30 protein-coding genes are annotated in these 25390 nt (G+C 35.9%); 23 read left to right on the top strand and 7 right to left on the bottom strand.

Annotated elements, in window-relative coordinates:
• Positions 1–2: 2 nt before the first annotated feature.
• The 5 genes from AAGD93_RS03310 to AAGD93_RS03290 form a co-directional block, all read right to left on the bottom strand.
• Positions 3–1253 carry an AAA family ATPase gene (locus AAGD93_RS03310; RefSeq protein WP_341819858.1) on the bottom strand — a complete coding sequence of 417 codons (1251 nt, stop codon included), beginning with the start codon at positions 1251–1253 and terminating at the stop codon, positions 3–5.
• Complete coding sequence (locus AAGD93_RS03305; protein WP_341819857.1) at positions 1238–1738, bottom strand: hypothetical protein; 501 nt, start codon at positions 1736–1738, stop codon at positions 1238–1240. The genes AAGD93_RS03310 and AAGD93_RS03305 overlap by 16 nt, the downstream gene beginning before the upstream one ends.
• Positions 1739–1775: 37 nt before the next feature.
• Positions 1776–2564 (bottom strand): AAA family ATPase, encoded by a 789-nt coding sequence (locus AAGD93_RS03300; protein ID WP_182158718.1) that lies wholly within the window; start codon positions 2562–2564, stop codon positions 1776–1778.
• A gap of 11 nt (positions 2565–2575) precedes the next feature.
• Positions 2576–3397: an ATP-binding protein gene (locus AAGD93_RS03295; protein WP_253303059.1), complete on the bottom strand. Its 822-nt coding sequence runs from the start codon at positions 3395–3397 to the stop codon at positions 2576–2578.
• 94 nt (positions 3398–3491) lie between these two features.
• Positions 3492–3986 carry a sigma-70 family RNA polymerase sigma factor gene (locus AAGD93_RS03290; protein ID WP_010962699.1) on the bottom strand — a complete coding sequence of 165 codons (495 nt, stop codon included), beginning with the start codon at positions 3984–3986 and terminating at the stop codon, positions 3492–3494.
• Positions 3987–4568: 582 nt separating this feature from the next.
• On the opposite strand from AAGD93_RS03290, the gene AAGD93_RS03285 reads away from it, so the two are divergent.
• The 22 genes from AAGD93_RS03285 (at position 4569) to AAGD93_RS03180 (ending at position 22150) form a co-directional block, all read left to right on the top strand.
• On the top strand, positions 4569–5021 hold the full coding sequence (locus AAGD93_RS03285) for a crossover junction endodeoxyribonuclease RuvC (RefSeq protein WP_226079873.1): 453 nt from the start codon (positions 4569–4571) through the stop codon (positions 5019–5021).
• 113 nt (positions 5022–5134) lie between these two features.
• Entirely contained in the window at positions 5135–6340 is a 1206-nt protein-coding gene (locus tag AAGD93_RS03280) for a DNA modification methylase (protein ID WP_341819856.1), read from the top strand.
• A gap of 28 nt (positions 6341–6368) precedes the next feature.
• The gene (locus AAGD93_RS03275) at positions 6369–6851 is read left to right on the top strand and encodes a hypothetical protein (protein WP_264337365.1); all 483 of its coding nucleotides are present in this window, start codon (positions 6369–6371) and stop codon (positions 6849–6851) included.
• Positions 6851–8317 carry an ankyrin repeat domain-containing protein gene (locus AAGD93_RS03270; RefSeq protein ID WP_341819855.1) on the top strand — a complete coding sequence of 489 codons (1467 nt, stop codon included), beginning with the start codon at positions 6851–6853 and terminating at the stop codon, positions 8315–8317. Before AAGD93_RS03275 ends, AAGD93_RS03270 begins: the two co-directional genes overlap by 1 nt.
• Positions 8314–10140: a phage terminase large subunit family protein gene (locus AAGD93_RS03265; RefSeq protein ID WP_341819854.1), complete on the top strand. Its 1827-nt coding sequence runs from the start codon at positions 8314–8316 to the stop codon at positions 10138–10140. Before AAGD93_RS03270 ends, AAGD93_RS03265 begins: the two co-directional genes overlap by 4 nt.
• A 3-nt stretch (positions 10141–10143) precedes the next feature.
• Complete coding sequence (locus AAGD93_RS03260; RefSeq protein WP_019236402.1) at positions 10144–10368, top strand: gpW family head-tail joining protein; 225 nt, start codon at positions 10144–10146, stop codon at positions 10366–10368.
• The gene (locus AAGD93_RS03255; RefSeq protein WP_141456763.1) at positions 10369–11775 is read left to right on the top strand and encodes a phage portal protein; all 1407 of its coding nucleotides are present in this window, start codon (positions 10369–10371) and stop codon (positions 11773–11775) included.
• Positions 11775–12809 (top strand): S49 family peptidase, encoded by a 1035-nt coding sequence (locus tag AAGD93_RS03250; RefSeq protein WP_019236400.1) that lies wholly within the window; start codon positions 11775–11777, stop codon positions 12807–12809. Before AAGD93_RS03255 ends, AAGD93_RS03250 begins: the two co-directional genes overlap by 1 nt.
• Before the next feature lie 67 nt (positions 12810–12876).
• On the top strand, positions 12877–13245 hold the full coding sequence (locus AAGD93_RS03245) for a head decoration protein (RefSeq protein ID WP_341819853.1): 369 nt from the start codon (positions 12877–12879) through the stop codon (positions 13243–13245).
• A 32-nt stretch (positions 13246–13277) separates the two neighbouring features.
• A complete protein-coding gene (locus tag AAGD93_RS03240; protein WP_019236398.1) occupies positions 13278–14282 on the top strand; it encodes a major capsid protein in 1005 nt (334 codons plus the stop codon).
• A gap of 97 nt (positions 14283–14379) precedes the next feature.
• Entirely contained in the window at positions 14380–14685 is a 306-nt protein-coding gene (locus AAGD93_RS03235; protein ID WP_015588264.1) for a hypothetical protein, read from the top strand.
• Entirely contained in the window at positions 14686–15174 is a 489-nt protein-coding gene (locus AAGD93_RS03230) for a phage tail protein (protein ID WP_019236396.1), read from the top strand.
• Between the two features lie 9 nt (positions 15175–15183).
• Positions 15184–15666 (top strand): hypothetical protein, encoded by a 483-nt coding sequence (locus tag AAGD93_RS03225; protein ID WP_015588266.1) that lies wholly within the window; start codon positions 15184–15186, stop codon positions 15664–15666.
• A complete protein-coding gene (locus AAGD93_RS03220; RefSeq protein WP_015588267.1) occupies positions 15653–16117 on the top strand; it encodes a phage baseplate assembly protein V in 465 nt (154 codons plus the stop codon). Before AAGD93_RS03225 ends, AAGD93_RS03220 begins: the two co-directional genes overlap by 14 nt.
• The gene (locus AAGD93_RS03215; protein WP_015588268.1) at positions 16114–16368 is read left to right on the top strand and encodes a PAAR domain-containing protein; all 255 of its coding nucleotides are present in this window, start codon (positions 16114–16116) and stop codon (positions 16366–16368) included. Before AAGD93_RS03220 ends, AAGD93_RS03215 begins: the two co-directional genes overlap by 4 nt.
• 2 nt (positions 16369–16370) lie before the next feature.
• Positions 16371–16706: a GPW/gp25 family protein gene (locus tag AAGD93_RS03210; RefSeq protein WP_015588269.1), complete on the top strand. Its 336-nt coding sequence runs from the start codon at positions 16371–16373 to the stop codon at positions 16704–16706.
• Positions 16707–16708: 2 nt separating this feature from the next.
• A complete protein-coding gene (locus tag AAGD93_RS03205; protein ID WP_108784551.1) occupies positions 16709–17509 on the top strand; it encodes a baseplate J/gp47 family protein in 801 nt (266 codons plus the stop codon).
• A complete protein-coding gene (locus tag AAGD93_RS03200; RefSeq protein WP_135352803.1) occupies positions 17509–18669 on the top strand; it encodes a phage tail protein in 1161 nt (386 codons plus the stop codon). The genes AAGD93_RS03205 and AAGD93_RS03200 overlap by 1 nt, the downstream gene beginning before the upstream one ends.
• A 168-nt stretch (positions 18670–18837) precedes the next feature.
• Positions 18838–19548 (top strand): ankyrin repeat domain-containing protein, encoded by a 711-nt coding sequence (locus AAGD93_RS03195; protein ID WP_341819852.1) that lies wholly within the window; start codon positions 18838–18840, stop codon positions 19546–19548.
• Positions 19549–19586: 38 nt separating this feature from the next.
• A complete protein-coding gene (locus AAGD93_RS03190; RefSeq protein WP_264954074.1) occupies positions 19587–20057 on the top strand; it encodes an ankyrin repeat domain-containing protein in 471 nt (156 codons plus the stop codon).
• A gap of 106 nt (positions 20058–20163) precedes the next feature.
• The gene (locus AAGD93_RS03185; protein WP_017532679.1) at positions 20164–20439 is read left to right on the top strand and encodes a hypothetical protein; all 276 of its coding nucleotides are present in this window, start codon (positions 20164–20166) and stop codon (positions 20437–20439) included.
• Positions 20348–22150 (top strand): recombinase family protein, encoded by a 1803-nt coding sequence (locus AAGD93_RS03180; RefSeq protein ID WP_341819851.1) that lies wholly within the window; start codon positions 20348–20350, stop codon positions 22148–22150. The genes AAGD93_RS03185 and AAGD93_RS03180 overlap by 92 nt, the downstream gene beginning before the upstream one ends.
• 336 nt (positions 22151–22486) lie before the next feature.
• Here AAGD93_RS03180 and AAGD93_RS03175 read toward each other — a convergent pair whose 3' ends face one another.
• Positions 22487–22654 carry a hypothetical protein gene (locus AAGD93_RS03175; RefSeq protein ID WP_341819850.1) on the bottom strand — a complete coding sequence of 56 codons (168 nt, stop codon included), beginning with the start codon at positions 22652–22654 and terminating at the stop codon, positions 22487–22489.
• Positions 22655–22857: 203 nt separating this feature from the next.
• Here AAGD93_RS03175 and AAGD93_RS03170 point away from each other — a divergent pair, with 203 nt between their 5' ends.
• Positions 22858–24153, top strand: a complete 1296-nt coding sequence (locus tag AAGD93_RS03170; protein ID WP_341819849.1) for a Na+/H+ antiporter NhaC family protein — start codon at positions 22858–22860, stop codon at positions 24151–24153.
• Positions 24154–24520: 367 nt separating this feature from the next.
• Here AAGD93_RS03170 and AAGD93_RS03165 read toward each other — a convergent pair.
• A protein-coding gene (locus AAGD93_RS03165) for an IS630 family transposase (protein WP_341819182.1) occupies positions 24521–25380 on the bottom strand; the annotation gives its coding sequence in 2 pieces (ribosomal slippage) (positions 24521–25056 and positions 25056–25380; 861 coding nt in all).
• Positions 25381–25390 lie beyond the last annotated feature (10 nt).

The following is a 25390-nucleotide window of genomic DNA, read 5'->3' as shown; positions in this document are numbered from 1 at the left end:
TTTTATGTTCTAGCTATAACGTTAGCAGATTTCCAACATCCATTAATCTTGTTGATGAATTTTGTTGGTATAGATCTACCGTTTCTAAGTTCATATACTACTTGCAAGATATTTGTACGTTTATTGGGTTGAAATATTACTATTCCAGATGTATAAAAACTTCTTAAAGCATTAGCACCAACGAGAGCTTGAAATGGATTCTTTTCCAATATAGAGGTAGGTACTTTTTTGGTGTGATTTGTGATGATTATTCCAGCCATAGGATTAATCTTGGAACGTAGTTTTTCTATTGCATGCTGTAGACCATAGTTAACGGAATTATAAGGAGAATCAATCACAACTAAATCAAACTTTTCCTCTACCATATTTTTTATTTTTTCTATACCTTCTTCATTTAAGGTCAAATTCATCTTGTTCGTCACAACTAAGTTTTCTGTTGCTAAATGAGGAAGTTTATTGAGTTGTTGTATACGTTCTCTAATATAATCATATTCCATTTCATTTTGTAGATAGAATATTTTTAGCGGTCTTGTAGGTTTCATGCCAAGAAATGATCTTCCTGCTGCCAGATGTACTAATAGAGAAAGAAGAAAATGACTTTTGCCAATCTTTGGAGTACCACCTATGACCAAAAGACCACCTGGTGTCAAAATTCTTGGGCCTATTATATCTTGTGGCATTGGTGATTTGTCATTTAAGTAATGATTTACAGAAAATGCTTTTCCTTCGTTTTGTTTTTCTTGTAATATGGAACTTCTTTCATCTTTACCGTTCAACCATGTTTCAGCAGAATCTATATTACCTTTAACTAAAGTCCAAAGGTCTATTATATTTCCTTTCTTTTCTTCGATCAGGTTGTACCAATTTCCTGCATTTTCTCCTTCCATTTCAACTATTATCTTATTTCCATTTCTACTTCCAATATAGAATTTATCTTGGTAAGATTTGCCATCAGGCAACAAATAAGATAAACAATCTTTGATATTATTAATTAATAACGATTTTATTTTCAAAGCATTTTTAGATGAAAAATCCATAAAGTTCTCCTTGTTTATTCCAAATTTGTTCAACATATTTTTTAGACGTTTAAAGTCAAGATTAGCCAGCTCACAAACAGTTTCAAAAGATCGTGAGCGAATCCATTGACAAGCCTCTTTTTTAAGTTTAGGGTTTTTTCCTGCTGCATCCTGAATAGCTCTAGTAATAACAGCAGCCCACAACTTTCCTTCGTCATACTTCAAAATGGCAACCAATCATCTTGAAAACTTTTTTGTAATTCTGGAGTAATAACTGTAGTAATCCTATTTCTATCTCCGTATGTATTATTAGTTTCAACGCCTACTTTTGCTGTAAACTCTAAATCGTTGAAATCAGCTATAGAGTTTATTCTTCTAGCAGTCACTGCTTTCTCTGAAGTGTCATTTGCATGAATATTTCTGGATGATTCCAAAATACTACGCAGCATAGAACGTCCAGATTCTCCCCAGATGTCTTCTTCACCTTCTGCTTTGCCATTTTTGATACCTATAATCTGAAAAATCTTGCGTTTTGCATATGAGCCTTCAGTGAAGGTAAATTCTACATTTAAATAGATACTGCCAGTAGTGTAGTTTTTAGTGAACCAATTTTCATAACCTCCAGGCTTTATTGCCATTTTTACCTTGACTATTGTACCTTTCGGTATTAAACTGTTCTGCAGTTTTGCATTATTAAAATCAGTTAAAAAATCTTGTAGCATACGCTCTCCTATAAGTTGACTTTAAAGTGAAAGTTAGCTATTCCATTAGCTGCCAATGACCATTTATCTTATCGACAAGTTTGTTTGGCACGCGTTCACCATTGCGAAGCTCAAATACTATCTGGCGTGCACTGCTTTCTTCATCATGAGCAAACATCACCATACCAGTACTGTAAAATCCACGTAAAGATCCAGCACCACTTAGGCCTTGAAATGGATCTTCTTCGAGCATCTTTTTCGATAATTTTTTTGTATGATGAGTGAGTACAATACAAGCATCTGGATTGACAGCACTGCGTAGCTTCTCAAGAGTCTTTTGCAGAAAGAACAGCATAGCACTATTATCATTTTCATTCCCATATTCACTGCTAAAGATGTTACGTAATGGATCTATGGCCAAAACATCAGGTTTAAAGCGTTCATTTACAATCTCCTTAATTTCACTTATTTCATCATGATTAAATGATAAGTGCACTTTTGGCGTAATGATTAAGTTGTTAGCAGCTACATTCAAAAGTTCATTATCAAGTTGTTGCAAACGTTCTTTCATATATTCATATTCAATTTCAGTTTGCATGTAGAAAATTTTTAAAGGTCTATTTGAAGCCATACCAAGAAAAGAAACACCTGCAGCCATATGAACGAGCCATGAAATCAAAAAGTCGCTTTTGCCGATTTTAGGTGGGCCACCCAGTACCAATAAGCCTCTTTTTGTTAAAATTCTTGGTGAGATTATATCCTCTGGTGTTGGCGATCGATCGTCCAAGTATTCTTTCACACTGAAAAAAGGAATTTTTTGACCAATAGTTAAAAAGTTTTGTAGCATATAATAACCTCCTATATGTTGGGCGTGACAGGTTGAATTGCAAAAGCTTTAGTTTTAATTTTTGTAAGAAGTTTTCCTAGATGCGGTTCTTCAACCATATTAAGGCAACCACTTCGATCTTTAGCAGGATATCCCCAAGAATTAATCGTCTGACAGACAAATGAACGAACCTCTGTACCATCATCTTTCTTGATTCCAACCATACTAATTACTTCGTCAACTATCCCAGGAATTTCACTTGCAGTTTTAGCTCCTTCACATTGAGGTAGCCAAGTTGAGCGATTGAAATCATCGAGGTATTGTCCAAGAGTTCCAACTGTAATGATGTCTTTATTTGGAATATGTTGAAACTGATTGAGCCAAGCCATCATTTCTTGAGCAAGTAACCCGTAAGCAGCTCTCATATCTTGTTTTCCTGATCTTTCAGAAAAAGCTTCAGGTTGCATTTTTGACCATAAAAGACATAAACGCGAGGCTACTGTAATACTATCGATAAAAACACATCGATACTTGAGAAACTCCGAAGCAAGCTCTTTGTATTTACTGGATACATGCTCATAGTGTCTTTGGCTATATGCTGAGTCAGATTTTAACGCAGGATTAGGACCACCTATGAGACATGCAATATCTCTTGCCTCATTCCAAGTACGAATACTTACAGAATCCCCTTGCCAATCTTGAACAGCAAGTAAACCTGCCTCAAAATCAAGACAAAGTGTTGGTTCATTTATGGTCTTTAAGAGACTAGTTTTACCTATACCATAAGGACCAAAGATGACCATTTTTATACCTGTTTGAACTTTTAGCCGTTCATTGCTGTTCATTATTTTCATTTTTCTCCCAGTACCTAAATATATATGTACGATGACCTAGGCAATTCGTCCGCAATTTGCAAAAAAAAAATTTTGAGCAAATATAATCGAGAGCTTATAACTTCTCTAAAACTGAGAATTTATTGCGTATTCGTTCTAGTGTGCGATAGATAGTTGTCTTTGGTATTTTGGTTATTACAGAAACTTCAGTAATAGTAAATACCTTAAGTAATTGACATAAATTACTATCTTTTTCAGACAAAGTTGAAATTATATTATTTATATCAGTGCGAATTATCGCTTCGATTTCCGAGTTCCTATGATCTGGAATATCGTCGTTTATATCATCAAAAGTTATATTACGTTTTAGACATAACTGATTGCGTAACATATTGCGAGCACAATAATTAGCTAATCTAGCAACGAAAGTACTAAAACTACTTCTTTTCTCATCGTGCTGGTTAAGATATTGCCAAACCTGACAAAAAAGCTCTTGTTCTATATCTTCGAGACTTTCGTTAATAAAACAGCTTTTGGATTTAAGGCGCGAAGCTTGAAATCTCACATGTTTAACAATTGTAGAATCGATTCCTTGATAAGAATTCTTCATAAAAACTCCAAAAGTTTCATGAATAGAGATTTTTACCAAGACTTTGTATGACTAATTTATTATAAAAAAGTAGTAATAATTTTTTTATCTAAAAGAATAAAATCTTTAAAAATTAAAATAAGATTTAAACGTTTTGATACACTACTGAAGCTACTTTTTCATAGGTAAAAAACTACCAATTTCGTACCTAATTTCTGAGTTACTAATTAGTATTTCAGAAAGCAGTAATCGTTAAGTTATTGATAATATTGTCTTTTTTATGTTCTATTCCTAAAAGCCGTTTCTAAAGTTAAGTGGCTAAAATCGGCCAGTAAAGAGGGTTTACGGATTACTGAAGTCTTATATATATTATATATATATTTAAATACAGGTAAAATATAATATATGATAATATAATAATATAAATATTGGCGTAATATAAGTTATGTAAAATAGTTATTAAGATAAGTAAAAACTCAAATGGCAGGATATGAAATTTTTTTTAATTTTTTTTCAAAATTGCGGACGAATTTGCGAGTCATCGTACATATATATTATACAGGGCATTGAACTTTAATTACACAAAGGAGTTTTTGTACGTCAATCTTAACGCTAGATCTCGGCAAGCAAACCGGCTGGGCAATTCTAACAGATGGAGTAATTGAAAGTGGAAGCAAAAGCTTTCATGGTAGCCGTTTCAGTGGAGGTGGAATGTGTTTTTTAAGTTTTCACAATTGGCTTAATTCTTTGAAACATGAGTTCACTGCAGTGTATTTTGAGGAAGTAAGAAGACATCTAGGAACTGATGCAGCGCATTGCTATGGCGGTTTTCTCGCAGTTCTGTCTGCTTGGTGTGAAGAGAACAATATTCCCTACCAAGGTGTTAATGTTAAAACTATAAAACGCTTTATAACAGGCAAAGGCAATGCAAGTAAGAGTGAAGTTATTGAAGCGATACGTGAAAAAAGTTTTTCACCTAGAGATGATAATGAGGCCGATGCTTTGGCATTAATGTTCTATATTAGTAAAGATATTAATAAGACAAAAAACCCATAAAAAGTGGGTCCTTTCGGCCATAATGGCGGGTTTGGTGGGTTCGACCCCAGGCCTTCTCTAGCGTCAGATATATTTTGAATATTAACTTTTTAATTATTAAGGATTTAAATTATATGAATTTAGCAATCCACTACTATCCTATTCGAAATCTAGTTGAATATGAGCGTAATCCTCGTAAAAATGACGATGTAATAAACAGAATGTGTGCTTCAATCAGGGAATTCGGCTTTCGTATACCAATAGTTGCAAAAAGTGATGGCACTGTGGTTGATGGTCATTTAAGACTTAAAGCAGCAAGAAAACTCGGTATGGAGAGTATTCCAGTGGTCTTAAGTGATAATTTAAACGAACCACAAACCAAAGCTTTTCGATTACTTGCCAATCAATCAGCTAATTGGGCAAAGTGGGATGATGAGCTTTTAAAAGTGGAAATTCAAGAGTTAGAAGATTTACAGTTTGATCTTAAAATGACTGGATTTGAATTAGAAAAAGTTCAACATTTCCTTGATGATTTAGATAGTGAAAAAGAAGATCTTTCTGACTTAGCTATTGATGACAAACAAGTAACAAAACCAGGTGATCTATGGATTTTAGGTGATCATAGAATCTATTGTGGTGATAGCTCTGTAGTTGAATCATATAAAGCGCTGTTAGATGATAAAATGGCAGACATTACTGTTTGTGATCCTCCATATAACGTTGATTATGGTAATAGCCAAGACAAAAAGATATTAAATGATAATCAAGGTGAAAAGTATGAGCTTTTTCTCTATGACATCTGTTCCCATATTTTAGCATATACGAAAGGAGCAATTTACATCTGCATATCATCATCAGAGTTTTCAACGCTGCAAAGAGCATTTGAGGAAGCAGGAGGAAAATGGTCAACATTTATCATTTGGGCAAAGAATCACTTTACGCTAGGCAGGTCTGATTATCAAAGACAATACGAAGCAATGCTCTATGGATGGAAAAGCGGCAATAAACGTGAGTGGCATGGAGGTAGAAATCAAAGTGATCTGTGGTTTTATGATAAGCCAACACACAATACACTACATCCAACGATGAAGCCAGTAGAGCTAATGGAAAAAGCAATAGTAAACAGCAGCAGATCAGGAGACATAGTACTTGATCCATTTAGTGGTTCTGGCAGCACACTAATTGCATGTGAGAGAACAGGAAGAATTTGCAGAACAATAGAGCTAGATTCAAAATTTGTAGATGTCACCATAAAACGTTGGCAAATATACACAGGTAGGGAGGCAATTCTTTCTGGTACTGGTAAAACTTTTGCAGAAATTCAAGAAGAAAATTCGTAAAAAGGAGCAAAAAGAGAGGAGGAAAAGAGTGGAAAAAATCACACAAACGGAATGGGCAAGAGAGATAGGAGTTTCAAAGCAATATGTCTGTTATTTAGTAAAAAAAGGAATAGTTGAGTTGGAGGATGGTTTGATCAATAGAGAACAAGCAAATGAAGCGGTAGCAGCAATAAGAGATCCAAGTCAGCCACTGAGGAGGAAAAATCCAGAAAACGAAAATACAAGTAACCTTTCCACGATGTTGCTAAAAACGCGAATAAAAAATGAAATGGAACGTGGTAAACTGCTTGAGGCAAAAGCTAAGGCTGAGATAGGAGAACTTGTAGCAGTAGAGGAAGTGAAAAACGAAGCATTTAATGTAGCAAGAGTTGTCCGTAATAATTTGCTTAATATTCCAAATAGAGTTTCAGCACTACTTGCATCACTGAGTGACACTGAAAAGATTCATAAGACGCTAACTGAAGAGATTACAAACTCACTCCAAGAATTATCTAACGCTAAATTTTTATAATGTCTGTTTTAGAATTAATAAAGTGTCTCATTAATCAACCTGGAGTGGATGTTAATGTCAGAGGGTTAAACGGAAAAACACCATTACATTATGCAGTAGAAATTAACGAGCTTAGCATGGTTGCGCTCTTACTGAACAGGAAAAATATTAATCCACTAATTACTGATGATGATGGTAAAAGTGCGCTCTCTTGTGCAAGAGAAGAAATATTACAAGCACTAATCAATCACAAATACGGATCAGAGAAAGATAGCTTACTTCATTTAGCTGCGATGTTGAATGAAGCAAATGCTGTAAGGTTTTTACTCGACAAAGGGGTTAATGTTAATGAACAGAATGCTCTACTACATACCCCATTACACTTAGCAGCAGGAGCTGGACATGAAGAAATAGTAGAAATTTTAATTAGAGAAGGAAATGCGGATAAAGATGTTCTTGACGTGAGAAATCATGCAGCAATGCATTATGCAGTAAACAACAAGAAGCTAGAAGTAGTAAAATTACTTTCAAATCTTGGTGCGAATGTCAATATAGCTGGTAGCGGCAGAAATGCAATGAAATTATCTCCTTTGCACGTAGCTATAAGTGGCAGTAATTACGACGAAAGAGACTTATGTTTAGATATTGTAAGATGCTTAATAAATGTTCCTAATGCTGGAGTTAATTTACAAGACTATGAAAATAAAACACCACTACATTACGCTGAAAGACTTAAAACAATAGAGGTCTTACTAACGCGAGAAGATATAGATCCTCTGGTAAAAGACGATAGCGGCAAGACACCATTTTGTTATGCGAAAGAAGAGAAAAAATCTGAAATAGTAAAAGCTTTAATAAGTAATAGGTATGGAGTAGAGAAGAACAATTTACTTCACTTAGCAGCAAGAAAAGGATATGGAGAGCTTCTAGGAGAGATTTTGGAAGAGGGAATAGAAGTAGATGCTGTAAATGAGAAAGGGGAGTCAGCGATATATCTTGCGGCGATAAATAGGCATTTTAATATAGTAAAATTACTGCTAAAGAAAAGAGCAGATGCTACAGATGTTTTTCAGTACGCAATAACAACAAATAACGTAAAACTGATAAAGTTACTAAGCAAAGAAAAAGATATAGTTTTATTTGGAAAAAATGACAACTTTCCAACATTTCATTTATTGAGCAATAAATATTTTGAAGAAAGGAAAATAGCAGACAAAAAAATAAAGAAATGCATCAATATCATCTGTGTTTCTATAACAGTATGTGCAATAGCGATAGTGGGAATTTACCCTAACATTATAGCTGCGGTAATGGTGGGAATAGTTGCACTCATAGCTGCAATAATGATGAGTAATTTAACTCAGAAATACGTAGAAGAAGCGCTTGAAAAGAAAATGTTTACTGAACTCGAAAGTGAGAAAACAAGTAGTCCTAATTTAAGTGATGTTGAAGTATCATCTACTGATGGTGAAGAGCTAGAGATATGATATACGCCACATCATTTTCTGAAGGTTTAAGACCAGATCCAGAGCTTAAAGTATCAGAGTGGGCGAATGAGTATCGAGTTTTAGCGCCAACTGCAGCATCAGAGCCAGGAAAATGGAGAACAGAGAGAACGCCATACCTTAAAGAAATCATGGATTCACTTTCTCCGTCCTCACCAGCAGAAAAAGTAGTATTCATGAAAGGAGCGCAGATTGGGGGAACAGAAGCAGGTAACAATTGGATTGGCTATATTATAGATCAGACTCCTGGTCCAATGTTAGTTGTGCAGCCAACAGTTGAAATGGGAAAACGTTGGTCAAAAGGAAGATTTGCGCCGTTAATAGAGAGTACACCATGTTTAAAAAGTAAAGTAAAAGACCCAAGGTCAAGAGATTCAGGGAATACTGTACAAAGTAAGGAGTTTCCAGGTGGAATAGTAGTAATAACTGGAGCGAATAGTAGTGTAGGACTGAGATCTATGCCAGTAAAATATCTCTTTCTTGATGAAATAGATGCCTACCCAGGAGATTCAGGTGGTGAAGGAGATCCAGTACTGCTCAGTATTGCTCGAACTAATACATTTGCAAGGCGAAAGATTTTTTTAGTATCGACACCAACGATTCATGGAATAAGCAGAATTGAGAAAGAATTTGAAGCAACAGATAAGAGATATTTTTTTGTTCCCTGTCCGTATTGTAATTACTATCAAGTTCTAAAATGGTCACAAATAAAATGGGAAGATAAAAATCCAAGTACAGCACACTATATATGTATAGAATGTGGTGAAAAGATAGAAAATCATCAAAAGACAGAGATGCTTGAACGTGGAGAATGGAGAGCTACAAATCAAGTACACAATAGCAAAGTAATAGGATTTCACCTTTCAAGTCTTTATAGCCCAGTTGGGTGGTATAGTTGGCAACAAGCAGTAGAGGATTTTCTGCATGCAAAGGAAAGTGAACAATTACTGAAAGTTTGGATCAACACAACGCTTGGAGAAACCTGGGTAGATAAAGGAGAAGTACCTGATTGGAAGCAATTATTTAACAGGAGAGAATTTTTTCAGATTGGCACAGTACCAAGGAGAGAAGTGGTACTTACTGCAGGAGTAGATGTCCAAAAAGATCGTCTAGAGGTGGAAGTTGTAGCATGGGGAAAAAGTCGTGAAAGTTGGTCAATAGACTACCGAGTATTTGAAGGAGATACAGGAAGTAGAGAAGTATGGAAAAAGCTTTCGGAGCTCCTCAATCATCATTTTATTGGTGAAAATGGGCTTGAATATATGATAAGTATGATGGCGGTTGATGCAGGGTATGCAACGCAGGAAGTTTACAACTGGGTGAGAAGTCATCAAGGGTCTGGAAGAGTAATGGCAGTGAAAGGTGTAAATAAAGCACTAGTGCCGCTGAGCAGCCCAAGTAGAGTAGATATAACAGTTGGAGGGCAAAAGCTGAAAAGAGGAATAAAGCTCTGGCCAGTCGGAGTATCGATATTAAAGTCAGAGCTTTTTCAATTACTTAATATTTTAAAAGAAGGTGAAGAAACACCGCCAGGGTATTGTCATTTTCCCGAGTATGCACCTGAGTATTTTAAGCAACTAACGGCAGAGCAATTAGTCAGCAAAGTAGTAAAAGGATATACCAAACAAGAGTGGCAAAAGGTAAGAGAAAGAAATGAAGTACTAGATTGCCGAATTTATGCAAGAGCAGCATCGATAGCACTGGGAATAGACAGATGGCCAGAGAGTAAATGGAATAGTTTAAGTGAAAAACCGGAAAGTAAAAAATCAAAGAAAATAGTCAAAAGCAAATGGATCAGCAAGTAATAAATGTATAACGAAGATTATTTAATTCAAGTCGAAGAAGCGATAAAGAAGCTGCAAAACGGAGAGCGAGTAGTATCAATTGCATATGGTGATCATGTGGTAAGATATGCAGAAGTAGATATAAATGATTTACTAAACTTAAGACAACGAATTAAAGCTGAGCTAAAGATTGCTGGAGTGGAGCCAAAGAGGAAAATTATTTTTTCAACGAGTAAAGGAATTTTATAAATGCTACTAAAAACCTTCAAACAATTATTCAACAAGCCAAAAATCAAAAGTTCAGCCTGGGATGCAGCAGGCTCAGGAAGAAGATTTTTTCACTTTCAACCAGAGTTAGGAAGTATAAACAATTTGCTGTCTCAAAGCCTTGAAACTTTACGTAGTAGATCACGTGATATGGTGAGAAAAAATCCTTACGCTGCAAATATAATTGATACGATAGTAAGTAACTCTATTGGAACAGGAATAAAACCACAATCAAAAGCAAGAGATGGAGAATTTCGAAAGAAGGTGCAAGAATTATGGCTAAGATGGACAGATGAAGCAGACAGTAGTGGAGTAAGTGATTTTTATGGATTACAAGCTCTAGTATGCAGAAGTATGATAGAGGGAGGAGAATGTTTTGTACGTTTAAGAACGAGAAAGCTGGAAGATAGATTTTCTGTACCACTACAACTGCAAGTACTTGAGTCTGAACATTTAGACAATAAAACAAATCAAACTTTAGCAAATGGTAATGTAATAAGAAACGGGATTGAGTTTAACAAGCTTGGGCAAAGAGAAGCATATTACTTATTTAGAGAACATCCAGGCGAAGGCTCATTTGGAGAATCAGTAAGAGTACCAGCAAATGATGTTTTACATATTTATAGACCACTAAGACCTGGGCAAATTAGAGGAGAGCCATGGCTTTCGAGTATACTGCTAAAGCTCTATGAACTTGATCAATATGATGATGCAGAATTAGTACGAAAAAAGACTGCAGCAATGTTTGCGGGATTTATTACGAGACTTGATCCAGAAGCAAATATCATGGGAGAAGGTGAAGCAAGTGAGCAAGGAGTAGCACTATCTGGCCTGGAACCTGGAACAATGCAGCTTTTAGACCCAGGAGAGGACATAAAATTTTCAGAGCCATCAGATGTTGGAGGAAGTTATGAAGCGTTTATGAGACAGCAACTGAGGGCAATAGCAATAGGTACAGGAATAACATATGAGCAGCTAACAGGAGATTTAACAAGCGTTAATTATTCATCCATTCGGGCAGGGTTGATAGAGTTTCGCAGAAGGTGCGCAATGTTACAGCATAACGTGATAGTGTTCCAGTTTTGTAGACCTATTTGGAATAGATGGCTAGAATTAGCAGTGTTTTGTGGAGAACTGAGTATAGATGAAAAAGTAGTAAAAGCAGCGAAAGAAGAAGTAAAATGGATACCACAGGGATTTGATTGGGTGGATCCACTGAAAGACCAGCAATCGCAGCAAATGGCAGTAAGGAATGGATTTAAGAGTCGATCGGAAGTAGTATCAGAAATGGGTTACGATGTTGAAGAAATAGATCAAGAAATAGCAGAAGATCAAAAACGTGCAAATAGTCTCAACTTAATGTTTGACTCTGATTGTAAAGGATTATGATGCTCTTAGGAAAACCATTAATGCTTGAACCAAGGAGTTTTGAGCTATTGTCATTAAACAATCAAAAACATCCCACGTTTAAAAACATAAAGCACTCCATCAAAAGTAACGTAGAAAGAACTGCAATTATAGCAATACATGGAATCTTGACTAAAAAACCAGGTGCGTTTGATGAAATGCTCGGGATGACATCATATGAGCAAATAGAAGAACAAATCAAACAAGCATTAGCAGATAGTAGCATAGAGACAATTATGCTGGAAATAGATAGCCCCGGAGGAGAGGTAAACGGTATATTTGACCTAGCTGACTTTATTTATGAATCAAGAGCAAAAAAGAGGATAATAGCGATAGCAAATGATGATGCATACTCTGCTGCATATGCTATAGCTTCAAGCGCTGAGAAGGTATTTGTGAGCAGAACTTCTGGTGTTGGCAGTATTGGAGTAATAGCAAGTCATATAGATCAAAGTAGATTTGATGAAAAGCAAGGTGTTAAGTACACCACAATCTTTGCTGGTAGTCGAAAGAATGATTTAAACCCACATGAGCCAATGACGTCTGAAAGTCTGGGAAGCTTACAAAAAGAAGTAGACCGACTATATGAAATGTTTTTGCAGCTAATAGCAAGGAACAGAGGTCTTTCAATTGAAAAGATTCGATCAACAGAGGCAGGGCTATATTTTGGGGAGAAAGCAGTAGAAATAGGCCTTGCAGACGGAATGACAATTCTTTCATCTATTAATAAAAACAGGAGTATTACTATGAATGAACAAACTACAAATGACCTAGAAACTGATAATTTAACCAAGTATCGTACTGAAGTTCTTGAATTAATACGTTTATGTAATTTATCGAAGATGCCAGAAAAGATAGGAGAATTTATTGAGCAAAGTGTAAGTGTTGAGCAAGCTAGGGAAGTTTTAATGGAATTACTTGCAGAGAGAACAAAGAAGACAGAGATACTGAGTGCAATACCACAGAATTCAGGAGAAGAATTGATGATGCAGGTAGCGAAAAGTCGTAGGAGTTAAAGTATTTTTACAACCGCCGTATATAGCATTGATAAAAGCGGCGGTAAGCAGTTAAGGAGAGAAATTTATGAGTTGTATAAGCGAACAAAATAATCTGGGTGACTTATTAAAGTATGAGGCATCAAGTCTATATTCAAGAGATCAGATAACAGTAGCAAAAGGGCAGAACCTAAAGCTTGGTACAGTAGTGGCTCTCGATAAAGATAGCATGGTTAAGATAATAAATCCAACTGCCACAGATGGTACACAAACAGCGATAGGTGCAGTAGTAAGTGATGTAAATGCGACAGAAAATGCTAAAGCAGTAATTATTACTCGTTGTGCAATACTAGCAGATCATGCGGTTGTGTGGCCAGCAAATATCACTGAAGAGGAGAAAGCTGCAGCAATAAAGCAACTTGAAGCACGAGGGATCATTGTCCGCAAGGGAATTTAACTAAAATTAATAGGAAAAAAAGGAGAGAAAAAATGCAAAATCCATTTACAAATACAGCATTTAGCATGACGGCACTAACAAATGCGATAAATATATTGCCGATAAATTATGGACGAGTTGAAAATCTAAATTTGTTTCCAAGTAGGTCAGTAAGATTTAGACATATTACCATAGAAGAACACAACGGAGTATTAAGTTTATTACCAACGCAAGTACCAGGGGCGCCAGCAACAGTAGGAAAAAGAGGAAAAAGAAAGGTAAGAACATTTACGATTCCACATATTCCGCATGATGATGTAGTGTTACCAGAGGAAGTACAGGGAATAAGGGCATTTGGATCAGAAAGTGAACTTAAAGCGCTAGCAGACGTAATAACTGACCATTTACAGCTAATGAGAAACAAACATGCAATAACATTAGAGCATTTGCGAATGGGAGCGCTGAAGGGAATAATTTTAGATGCTGATGGGTCAGAATTATTAAATCTGTACAACGAATTTGAAATAACACCAAAAGTAGTAAATTTTGCCCTTGGAACAGCAACAACTGATGTAAAACGTAAGTGTCTGGAAGTATTGCGGCATATAGAAGATAACCTAAGTGGTGAATATATGACTGGAATTCATGCCTTGGTAAGCCCTGAGTTTTTTGATGCACTAACTTCTCATGCAAAAGTAAAAGAAGCATATGAAAGATGGCAAGAAGGAGCAGCACTTCGAAATGATATGAGGTCAGGGTTTACATTTTGTGGCATAACGTTTGAGGAATATAGAGGGCAAGCAACTGACCCTGAAGGAACGGTTAGAAGATTTATTGAGAAAGATACAGGGCACTGTTTTCCACTAGGAACAGCAAGCACGTTTACAACATATTTTGCACCAGCAGACTTTAATGAGACGGTGAATACTCTCGGACAGCCACTCTATGCAAAACAAGAGCCAAGAAGATTTGATAGAGGGACCGATTTACATACGCAGTCAAATCCTCTACCAATGTGCCACCGCCCGGCCGTTTTGGTCAAGATCGTTGCAGCATAACAATACTGGTAGAGTAACTACAAGGTGGTGAGGCACAGAACGACTCTACCGGTATGCGCTTTCTTAGCATGTAAAGGTTAGTATATCAAAAAGAAATATGCAAGAGAATATTAAGCGATTATTAGAAGATTGTTTTGCCCATTTAGGAGAAGTGGCTTTATATAAATCAAAGGATAAGTCATATATGGTACAGGTGTTAAAGCAAGAGCCAGATAAATTATACGAGATTGGTGAAGGGCAATTTGTAGGAGAAACTTTAGTGTTGGAAATAAGTGCGTTTGATGTACTGCAGCCAATTGTAGGAGATATTTTTGTTATAGGTGACCGTAAATATAAAGTATATTCTCCACCACTGCAAGATAATTCAGGAATGGTATGGAAAATTCGAGCGTCAGGAGTATAAATGCGTATTAACACCGGTAGTATTATACAAAGTATAGATGCTGAAAGGAAAAAAGTGGAAAAAGTGACGGTGAGTGCATTAAACAAAACAGCAATATGGCTAAAATCAAAAGCAGCTAAGGAAATTAGTGAGGAAAAGAGAATAAAATTAAGTTTGATAAGAAAGAGATTAAGAATTTTTAAAGCAAAAACAAGCAGATTAGAAGTGTTAATTAGAGCAAATCTCTACGACATTAGAGCATCGACAATTGGCAAAATACAAAAAACAAGAAGAGGATCGAAAGTAGGAAAGCATGAGTTTATAGGAGGATTTGCAGCAGTTATGCCAAAAGGAAATAGCGGTATGTTTAAACGTGAAGGAAGGGCAGCATTGCCAATAAAGGAAGTTAAGTTGCCACTCGAACCTGAGGCTTCAAGGATAATAGGGAATCTTGTTAATTATGAAGTTGAAAAGGTATTTGAAAAATATTTTATACATTACATGAGTTAAATTATATGCATGACAAAGTTCTGGAAAGATTTACATAAAGCAATTTGCAGCACACTGAAGGAAGAAATACTGGCTATACAGACATGTGAAATTTATCCAGCAATAAGGAAAGAATTAGTAGCGCCAGCGGTGTTTGTAGAACTAACAAGTTTAGAACCAGGTAAAGATGCAGGTACTGATGAATTAGCATTGAAAGCCAGGTTTGAGGCGAGGATTGTAGTTGATGGAACAGTAGAGGATTCCTCGGTAGTTGTTAGAACATTAGCTGCTGAGGTTGCGAGAGTAGTAAATAAAAATACTTGGAATGTGGAAAATGTTTCACCAGGAGAATTTATCTCTGCGGAAATTGACGGATTTAGGCCAGAGCTCGATGCATATTTAGTGTGGATGGTTGATTGGAGTCATCAGCTTCATTTAGGTAAATCAGTATGGGAAGAGGGGAAAATTAAACCACATACAATAAACGTAGGAAATATAAATGTTGGATCATAGTTTTGCGATTTCAGAGCTGAATAGGAAGCTAGCAAACGTTATTCGTATAGGAATTGTAAAAGAAATAGATTATGAAAAAGCAAAAGTAAGAGTGAAAATAGGAGAATTTTTAACAGATTATTTACCGTGGATAACAAGTAAAGCAGGAAAAGATAGAGATTGGTCTCCGCCAGATATTGATGAACAGGTTATGATATTTTCTCCTCTTGGTGAACTATCATTAGGAGTGGTATTAGGAGGAATATATCAGGAAAAATACCCTGCACCAGAGAATAAAAAAGAAATAAATAGTGTGAAGTTTCAAGATGGAACAAGATTGTTATATGATAAGGAAAAACATCATTTAGAGATTGAAGTAGTAGATAAAATAACACTGAAAGCTGGGGAATCGAGCATAGAAATGACAAAAAGTGGAATAAAACTGAAAGCAGAAAGGATCGACTTAAATTGAACAAAGGAATAGTGAGGTTAGGAGACTACTGTGGAGAAGCTATACCACATTTCTGCATTAGCGGAAGTAATAATGTTTTTGTAAACGGTAAGTCAATGTGTAGACAAGGAGACAGTTTTAGTGAAGGAAGAGCATTAACTGAAGGATCAAAAACAGTGTTTGCAAATGGTCTTGGTGTAGGAAGAGTAGGAGATATAGTTTCATGTGGGTTTAAAGTAATAAAAGGCAGTGAAAGCGTCTTTGCAAAATAGAAATGAAGGGTATGGATGCTAAAACAGGAAAAACGTTAGAAGGAATAGAGCACTTAAAGCAGTCGATAATTGATATACTGACCACTCCTATTAACAGTAGAATAATGAGGAGAGATTATGGCTCAAGATTATTTGAATTAGTGGATAAACCAATCAGTAGAGATTTTACTTTGAAGATCTATGCAGCAACAGCAGAAGCACTGGGGAAATTTGAGAAGAGATTTAAGTTAGAAAAAGTAAAGATTGCTGAAGCTAAAGAAGGAAAAATGACTCTTGTACTTGAAGGTATGTATCTTTCAGAAGGCAAGTTCATAAATATTAGTGGAGTAGTTGTTTAGAAATGCAAACATCTAATATTATTGAAAAACTAAGCTATGAGGAAATATTTTCGAGAATGAAAGAAGAGTTAGTAAATCGAGACACAAGTTTTACAGCATTAGTTGAAAGTGATCCAGCGATAAAGATTCTGGAGGTGGCAGCATGGAGAGAGTTGTTACTCAGAGAAAGAATAAATGAAGCTGTAAAAAGTAATTTACTAAAATTTGCAACGGGAGAAGATCTTGGTAATTTAGCTGAATTTTATGGAGTAGAGAGAGAAAAAGAAGAAGAGGACGAACGATTTAGAAAAAGAATAAAAGCAAAAATAAAAGGCTGGAGTACAGGAGGAAGTAAAGAGTATTATCGTTATCAGGCACTGTCAGCAGATAGTAGAGTAAAAGATGCATTAGTAGAATCACCTATACCAGGGAAAGTACAAATTTCAATCTTATCAACACAATTATCCACAACTGGCATAGTGTCAGAAGAACTACTAGAAATTGTAAAAAAGCAGGTTACTAGAGATGATATAAGGGTTTTAACAGATACGATAACAGTAATTGGTTGCAATATTACGGAAATAGATATTCACAGCAGAATGAGCATGAGTCCTGTAATATCAGAGGAAGAAATCAAGAAGCAGTTTATTAAGAAGTTTGAATTAGCAAAAAGATTAGGGTGGAGTGTAACAAGATCATGGATAATAGCGAATCTATTTGTAGATGGTGTAGAAAATGTGGAATTGATCGAGCCAAGAGAGGATGTTGTGGTTCTGGGAAATGAATCTGCAAATTTGAAAAATTTAAAGATTGAGTTGAATTAATGTTATTGCCACCAAATGCAACAAAACAGGAAAAAGCGCTAGTAGATGCGATAGATTATAAGGTTGATCCAAGCTGTATTAGAGGATTTAAATTTAGATTGGAAGAAGAAACATTGCCGTGGATAATAGAAGAATATGGTTTAGAAGAAATACTACGCTGGGTAAAAGATAGAAGAAAAGCAGTAGTAGAAGGAGTAAAATTTCAAAGACTGCGAGGAACACCTAAATCACTTAAAATAGCACTCAAGTGGGCAAATATAGAAGACATTACAATCATCGAAGAACCACCCGGTAAACACTTTTTTGAGTTGCAAGTAGGGATAAAAGAGGTACCAAATGACTTCTTCGTAGATGCAGTAGTAGAGCTGGCAAAACTATCACTGCCTGTAAGATCGAGGTTGATGAGGATTTTTAACGATTATTATAATGTGCAGAGATTTATATTGGATGAGAGTTTATTTGGAGATCTTCTTTCTGATTATTCAGGGGTAAAAATAGAAAAAGATGGACCAGTGTTATCATTTGGAAGAGTAAATTTTTTCAGGTCTAGTGGTCCAGTTATTAGGATTATAGAAAACTATCTACGCGATCATTATGAACGAGCTTTAAGCAATGATATATATCGCCTAGATGTAGCAATCCTTGGAGAAACAGAGCCTCACACAAAGAATTATAACGGTATTTATGAAAGAAATCATTTGTGGTACAACTTAAAAGCACTATATCCATTACCACAGAGTTTATTACCATCGATTAAATTTGCAAAAGCGCAGATAGTATTATCAGACAGTTGGGATTTAGGAGACATAAATACGTGCTTTCCAGTTAGTAGCGTAGAAGAAAGAGGAAATAAATTTGTATTGGGAAGCGATAAACTTTCAGGGCAATATTGGAATTTAAAACACAAGCCAATTTTAGAAAGATTTAGCGTTACTCACAACTATAAAGTAGAAAATTATACAGATCAGAAGGTCAGAAAATATGTTTTAGCAGAACACAACGTTTACTATAAAAACGATTTAGATTCAGAGCAAAAAGACTCAATACACGAATTAGAAAAGCACATTTTAGTATTTTACCCGGGAGTACTGAAGTGGCACGAACATCGACATTTGCACAGAAGTTGGAAAGATAGTCGAATAATATCTCTAATAAGTTAAGCACTTATATTTAGATCCTCATATATTATATTAATAATAGGTAAAAGTGTATGAAATAAAAAGAAAAGGACTTGCTTTCTCATGCTAAAAAGGACATGACTTGAATAGCAGCAGGTAAATATAAGAAATTTGTCTGGCGCTAGAAAAGCTAATTTTGTGAGGTATGAAATGAGTTTTAGCAAGAGTAAGTTTTTTAAAGAAGTATCAAGTAACGGGTTTAAAAACATTAATAAAAGAAATGAAGAAGGAGAGACGATCTTGCATCAAGCGTTAGAAATCTCCGATTACACAACAGTGAGGTTATTAATAAAAAAAGGGGCAGAGGTAAATGCAAGAGATAAAAATGGTTATACACCACTACACTGTGCAGTATTTGCAAAAAGCTTAGAAAATGTAAAAGTGCTGCTAAGGGAAGGAGCAGAAGTAAATGCCACTCAATATGTCAGTGGATGTACGCCATTGCACTCTGCATGCAAAATAGGAGGAGCAGGAGTTGAAATAATAAAAGAGCTAGTAAAAGCGGGAGCTGAAGTTAATCAACTGAATAAATATGGTGCAACACCAATGTATTACATCTGGGAAAGTGAAAAGTATTCTCTGTGTGATAGCAAAGAAAGTGAAAAGGCAAGCAAATTTTTGAGAGAAAAAGGAGGAGTAATAAAAAATAGAGAACTGACATGCTATGGAATAGAGAGGCTAGTGGGAGAAATAGCAGACATGTTGAATGGGAGTTATTTGCCGGAGTTAAAAATAATAGAGATAGAAGAAATAAGGAAGAGAGACAAATCACTGATAAAGGAAGAATGTAAAAATTTAGCAAGCAAAATAATGAGCCAAGTGAACGAAATGATAGATGAGGTAGCGAAAAGGAAGGTTTAAAAGAGGGATTTAAATTTAAAGAAAAGGTGAGGTGGATTATGTTAAAGCTTGGCAAATTTAATAAGTCAGCAAAAGAATTATTAGAGAACTCATATGAAAATATTTATGAAAGAGACGAGAAGGAAAGAACAGCTCTGCATTATGCAGTAGACGCAAAAACAGTGAAGTTATTAGTTGAAAAAGGAGTGAATGTGAATGCAGCAGATGTGAAAGGATACACAGCACTGCACCTAGCGGTAACGGAGAAACGTCTAGAAATCGTGAGGGAATTGATAAAATCAGGAGCAGACGTAAATGCTGAGGAATATGGAAATAAATGCATACCTCTACACCTTGCGTGCATGGTAGGTGAAAAAGAAATAGTGGAGGAGCTGGTAAAAGCTGGAGGAGAAATAGAGCAAGCGGATAAATTTGGAATGATAGCGATGGATTATGCGAAAAATAGCAAAGAAATAGCCGAGGTATTAAAGAAAGAAACAGAGAAAATGGAAAGTTTGTTAAAAAAATAAGAGTCGTATCAGAAAGCGCAACAGCAGTTGGTAAAGGAAGGGCTAGACCAAATTTGAAGGCTGTAGCTGATAAAAGTTGGTCTTTTTCATAAGAGTAAATGGATTGATGGAAAAAAGGAGTGGTAAGGCTCCTTGCACTACAAAAACATTTGCAGGAGAAACTATGAGAAAAAGAACATTAACTTGCCGATACGAGCCAGATGAATTAGCGGAACAACATCTAGCAGACGCCTATGAGCTGTTACTAAGGTATGCGGTAAAAAGAAACAATGAAAAGGAGATAAAGAAAAATGATAACAGTGGCCTTATATGCAAGAGTTTCATCGAAGAGTCAAGCGCAGAACAATACAATAGAGAGTCAAATTGCCGAGCTCAAGCATAGAATTGCTGCAGATAAGCATGAGTTATTGAATGAGTATGAATTTAAGGATGATGGGCTTAGTGGGTGGAGTTTAGAACGTGAAGGTTTAGATGCATTACGTGATAAAGTAGGAGAAGATCAAATTGATAAAATTTATATTCATTCACCTGACCGACTATCAAGAAAATCTGCACATCAAATGATACTACTTGATGAATTTGAAAAAGCAGGAGTAGAAGTAATATTCTTAAATCATAAGACTGAAAATAATCCAGAGTCTAAATTGTTATTGGGAATGCAAGGATTAGTGGCAGAATATGAGTGTACAAAGATTATGGAACGTAGTCGTAGGGGAAAACTCCATAGAGCAAAAAAAGGCTGTGTAAGTGTAATTGGCATTGCACCTTTTGGTTATAATCGTATAAAGCATGTAGATAGAGAAAAGACAAAGTTTGAAATAAATGAAGAGGAAGCAAAAATAGTAAAGCAGATATTCATGTGGGTAGGGCAAGAGAGAATAAGTATAAGGGAAGTGATACGTAGACTAAGAGATAAGTCAATTAGAACAAGAACTGGAAAGAAGGTGTGGTGTCCAATAATAATTTGGAAGGTGTTAAGAAATCCAGCATATAAAGGACAAGCAGCGTTTGGTAAATTAAAGAGGGTTGAAAAAAGAGAAAGAAATAAACAAAAGATTTCTATCTGTCGCACAGATGAGGACAGCTGGATTTATATACCAGTACCAAAAATAGTTGATGAAGGGTTATTTAATAAAGTACAAAAGCAACTGGATGAAAATAGAAAAAGAGCAAGGATGCAGAGAGAGGGAGGAAAAAAGAAATACCTATTACAAGGTCTAGTTGTGTGTCAAAACTGTGGATATGCGTATAGTGGTGCACAATGTGGAGTTGAGGGAAAAAAGTTTAGCTATTATCGCTGTAGTAGTACTATACGTATTACTGATGGTAGGGAGAAGTGTACTAATAAATTGGTCCGTACAGATATGTTAGAAACAGCTATATGGGAAAAGGTGAAAAATTTACTAAAAAACCCAGAGATAATAAAAAATGAGTATCACCGTAGAATTGCAGAAAATAAAAATGATGAATCATCAGATAAGAAGCTTGCAAGAAGAGAAAATCAAATAAAACAAGGCATCGAAAAGTTAATGGAAGACTATTATAGTCAAGAAAATGTAGGAGATAAAGGATATATAAGTGAGGAAGAATTTAAACAGACGATGAAAAGAATGAGGGAACGCTTAAGAGGGATAGAAGAAGAGAAGAAAAAGGTAGTTGATCAAAAAGCGATAGAGAAGGGAATGAACCTTATCATCAACAGTATAAAGAGTCTTTATTCCAGTGTAAAATCTAATTTGGAACAGCTAGATTGGCAAACTAAGCGTGGCATCATTAAAGCATTAGTAGAACGAATTCAGATTGGTTATGACCAGGTAGAAGTGGCGTTTAGAATCGAAGAACCAGCACAGGATGGAGAGATTTTTAATTTGCAACATTGTACTGGACGTCATGAAACTGAAGCTATTTATTTATCTTCAGTCTGTGCAGATAAAACGACAAAAAAACTTAGTATATCTGGCGTGTCATGTTTAATTTTTTGCACTATGTGCACCTTATGTCTTTATAAAACTTCTAGGTTTTTACCTATACAAGCTGAAACGCGCTGTTCAAGACATCACCCAACGTCAAATTTTAAAATAGAGAGTGAATAACTAGCACGGGTTTTCTTTGCCTTTTTTTCATTTAGTAAATTTCTTAAATATTTATGGCTAAACGACAACCGTCATCCCGCTACTTGTTAGCGGGATCTAGAGATACCGCGAATGAATCGCGGTATGACGGTTCGCAACGGCATGACGGTTCGCGGTGGCATGACGATAAGCTCGTCATCCCGCTGCTTGTTAGCGGCTAAGGGATACCGCGAAGGGATACTGCGAATGAATCGCGGTATGACGGTTAATTATTCTGCGGCGGTATGACGTAAAGCTCGCGTTAGCTATACTTTTATACTCACCAACTCAGTATCCAATCTGGATCCAAGTAGTCAGCTACTTGGATGACACCCTGTTGAGGCTGCGCTTACACATTCCACTTTCTATGCTCACCAAACAAATTTGCTTACTCGCAGCAAAATTTTCTGGATCCAAGTAGTCAGCTACTCGGATGACATCTTTGTGTTTGAGGCAAAACCAGCTATAACATTTCTTCGCAAACAAATGTTCGTACAGTTGTGCGCGTGATGCTGGAATCTAGACAACAATTAGATCCTATTGTCAAGCAATAAGCTACATGTGCTATTTATTTAGTAGATTAAATATGAAGTTTAAAACTCTGCTATTGACTTCCTGTAGAACTAGTGAAAACCAAACTTGCTTAAAACCACTTAATTAGTTATAGTTATAACTTTAGGTACAGTAAAATGACAGCTTTTGTCCCCTTGATTATTTTTTTAATCTTGTATCTTGGAAGTGGTGCTTATTTTTCTTTTATCGGAACTGATAATCCACTTCATCAGGTTTCACCAGTAATCTGCTTATTACCAGCACTATTTTTTGCTGTCTCACGTGGTACAAATAAAATTCAGCATAACATCGATACTGTTATCAAGGGCATGGGTGACAAAAACACCCTTACTATGTGTTTAATTTTTTTATTTTCTGGAGCATTTTCTGCGGTGACTCAATCAATCGGTAGCGCAGACACTGTTGCTAATTTAATTCTTAATTTCCTTCCAGCAAGATTACTGCTGCCTGGAGTATTTTTGGCTTCTGCTTTTATTTCAACTGCAATTGGCACATCTATGGGAGTTGTTGCGCTGATGGTACCTATAGCTGTTAATCTGGCAAAAAGTGGAGCTTTTGGTCTCGAAATAGGAACTGCAACTGTAGTAGGTGGTGCCGTGTTTGGCGATAACCTTTCGATGATATCTGATACCACCATTGCATCTGTTTCTTCACAGGAAGCTTCAGCAAAAGATAAACTTAAAATGAACTCTAAAGTTGCACTTATTGCCAGCATTATAACACTCATCTACCTAGCAGTTGCCTCAAATAGTACAAAAATTATTTCTATATCAAATTTAGATTATTATTCTATAATAAAAATTATTCCTTACATTTTTTTAATAATCATGGGGCTGCTTGAAGTCGCCACTTTAGTAACAATAACTATAAACATAATTATTGCTGGTGTGCTAGGAATAACTTTTTTTGACTATGCTATCATTCAATTTCCTCATGACGTGTATGACGGTTTCAAAAAAGTAAACGAAATAGTGATATTTGCTCTATTTATCGGTGGATTGAGCCATATAATGTACAAGCAAGGTCAAAAAGCGTTGCATAAACTCATCGATGAAAGCAATATCACAAAAACTAAAGCTGAATTTGTGATAGCAGGAATTGCGTCTATGTTTACTACCTTAGTTGCCAATAATACCATTGCTATTTTACTAAGTGGTGGCATTGCAAAAAGGCTTGCACAAAAACACAGTATTGCGCCACATCGCAGCGCATACTTATTAGATGTTTTTGCTTGTGCTACAAAAGGTATCTTACCTTATGGTTCCCAACTATTGCTAGCAGGTAGCATCGCCTCTGTATCACCTATTTCTTTATTAACACAGGTATATTATTGCTTTATTCTAGCGGCAGTTACAATAGGCGAAATAATCATCAACAGCAGAAAAGAGAAATATTGTGCGGCTGCAACTTAGAGTTTCTCTTTTTTTACCCATAAGGAACGGAATTACTTGACACCCTTCGCCAACCCCCTTATCATGAAACTGAAGCTATTTATTTATCTTCTCTGTACAGATTAAATGACAAAAAAACTCAACGTATTTGGCGTCTCATGTTTAATTTTTTGCACTATGTGCACCTCATGTCTTTATAAAACTTCTAGCTATACAAGCCGAAACGCGCTGTTCAAGACATCAAAAGACGTCAAATAGAACAAGGGAGAATTTGAATACTGGCTACCCTGGGGATTCTTTGCCTTTTTTCCTGCTTAGTAAATTTCTCAAACACTTGCGGTGTAGGTTAGTTGCAAGTTATAGCATTTCTCATAATAGTCCGAACAGGTCATAGGAAGGCAGAATCAACAGCACGACGAAAGGATTCGAATAGAGGAATGTTTTTCCTGGCTCTGTTTTTTATAGCAAACCAATGATGCTCAATTTTGTTGAAATCTGGAGAATAAGGCGGCAGATACAAAATTTCTGCACCAACCCCTTTAGCAAGCTCGATAATCTTATCAGACTTATGAAAAGTAGCATTGTCAAGAATGACAGTCTGTCCAGGTTCCAAGATCGGTGTCAAAAATTGCTCAAACCATCCATTAAAAACATCCATATTACAGTGGCCTTCAAAGGTTAACGGAACAACTATCTTTCTTCCACTTAAGGCTGCAACCATACTGATTCGTTGAGTTTTCTTTCCAGATTTTAAGGCATAAAACCGCTGTCCTTTCTGGCAATATCCGTAGGGGTAGTCTTCGGTGTTATCAATGCCAGACTCATCTATATACACTAAGTTTTTAGGTTCTTTTGTCGCTATAATTTTCAAAAATTCAGCACGTTTTTCTTCGTTTCTTTCCTTGTATCCATATGTCTTTTTTTGCGCGTAAATCCAATTTTTTTAAGGGCTCGATAGATCGTTTGGATACTAACGTTGTTCCAAAGTTTAGCCATTTCCGATAGAGTCTTTCCTCCGTGTTCTCTGGCAAATTTGGCAAAGGTATCCCAGTCGGTAATTTTGTGATTGTAACCCCCATTTCCAAGTTTTTTTGATTGAAAGTCTCCTGTTTCTTTTCTTCTTTGCTGCCACTCCCATAAAGTAGTTCGTCCAATCTTAAATCTTGCTGCCACTGTTTCTCTGCTTTCTCCTTCGTCTAGCGCTTCCATTCCTTTTTTTCTTAAATCATAACTATATGCTGCTGGCATTCAACCTCCT

Source organism: Wolbachia endosymbiont (group A) of Brachyopa scutellaris (assembly GCF_964026995.1).
Lineage (GTDB): Bacteria > Pseudomonadota > Alphaproteobacteria > Rickettsiales > Anaplasmataceae > Wolbachia > Wolbachia pipientis.
The sequence above is the reverse complement of the archived record's forward strand: the minus strand, read 5'-3'. Positions and strand labels throughout refer to the sequence as shown.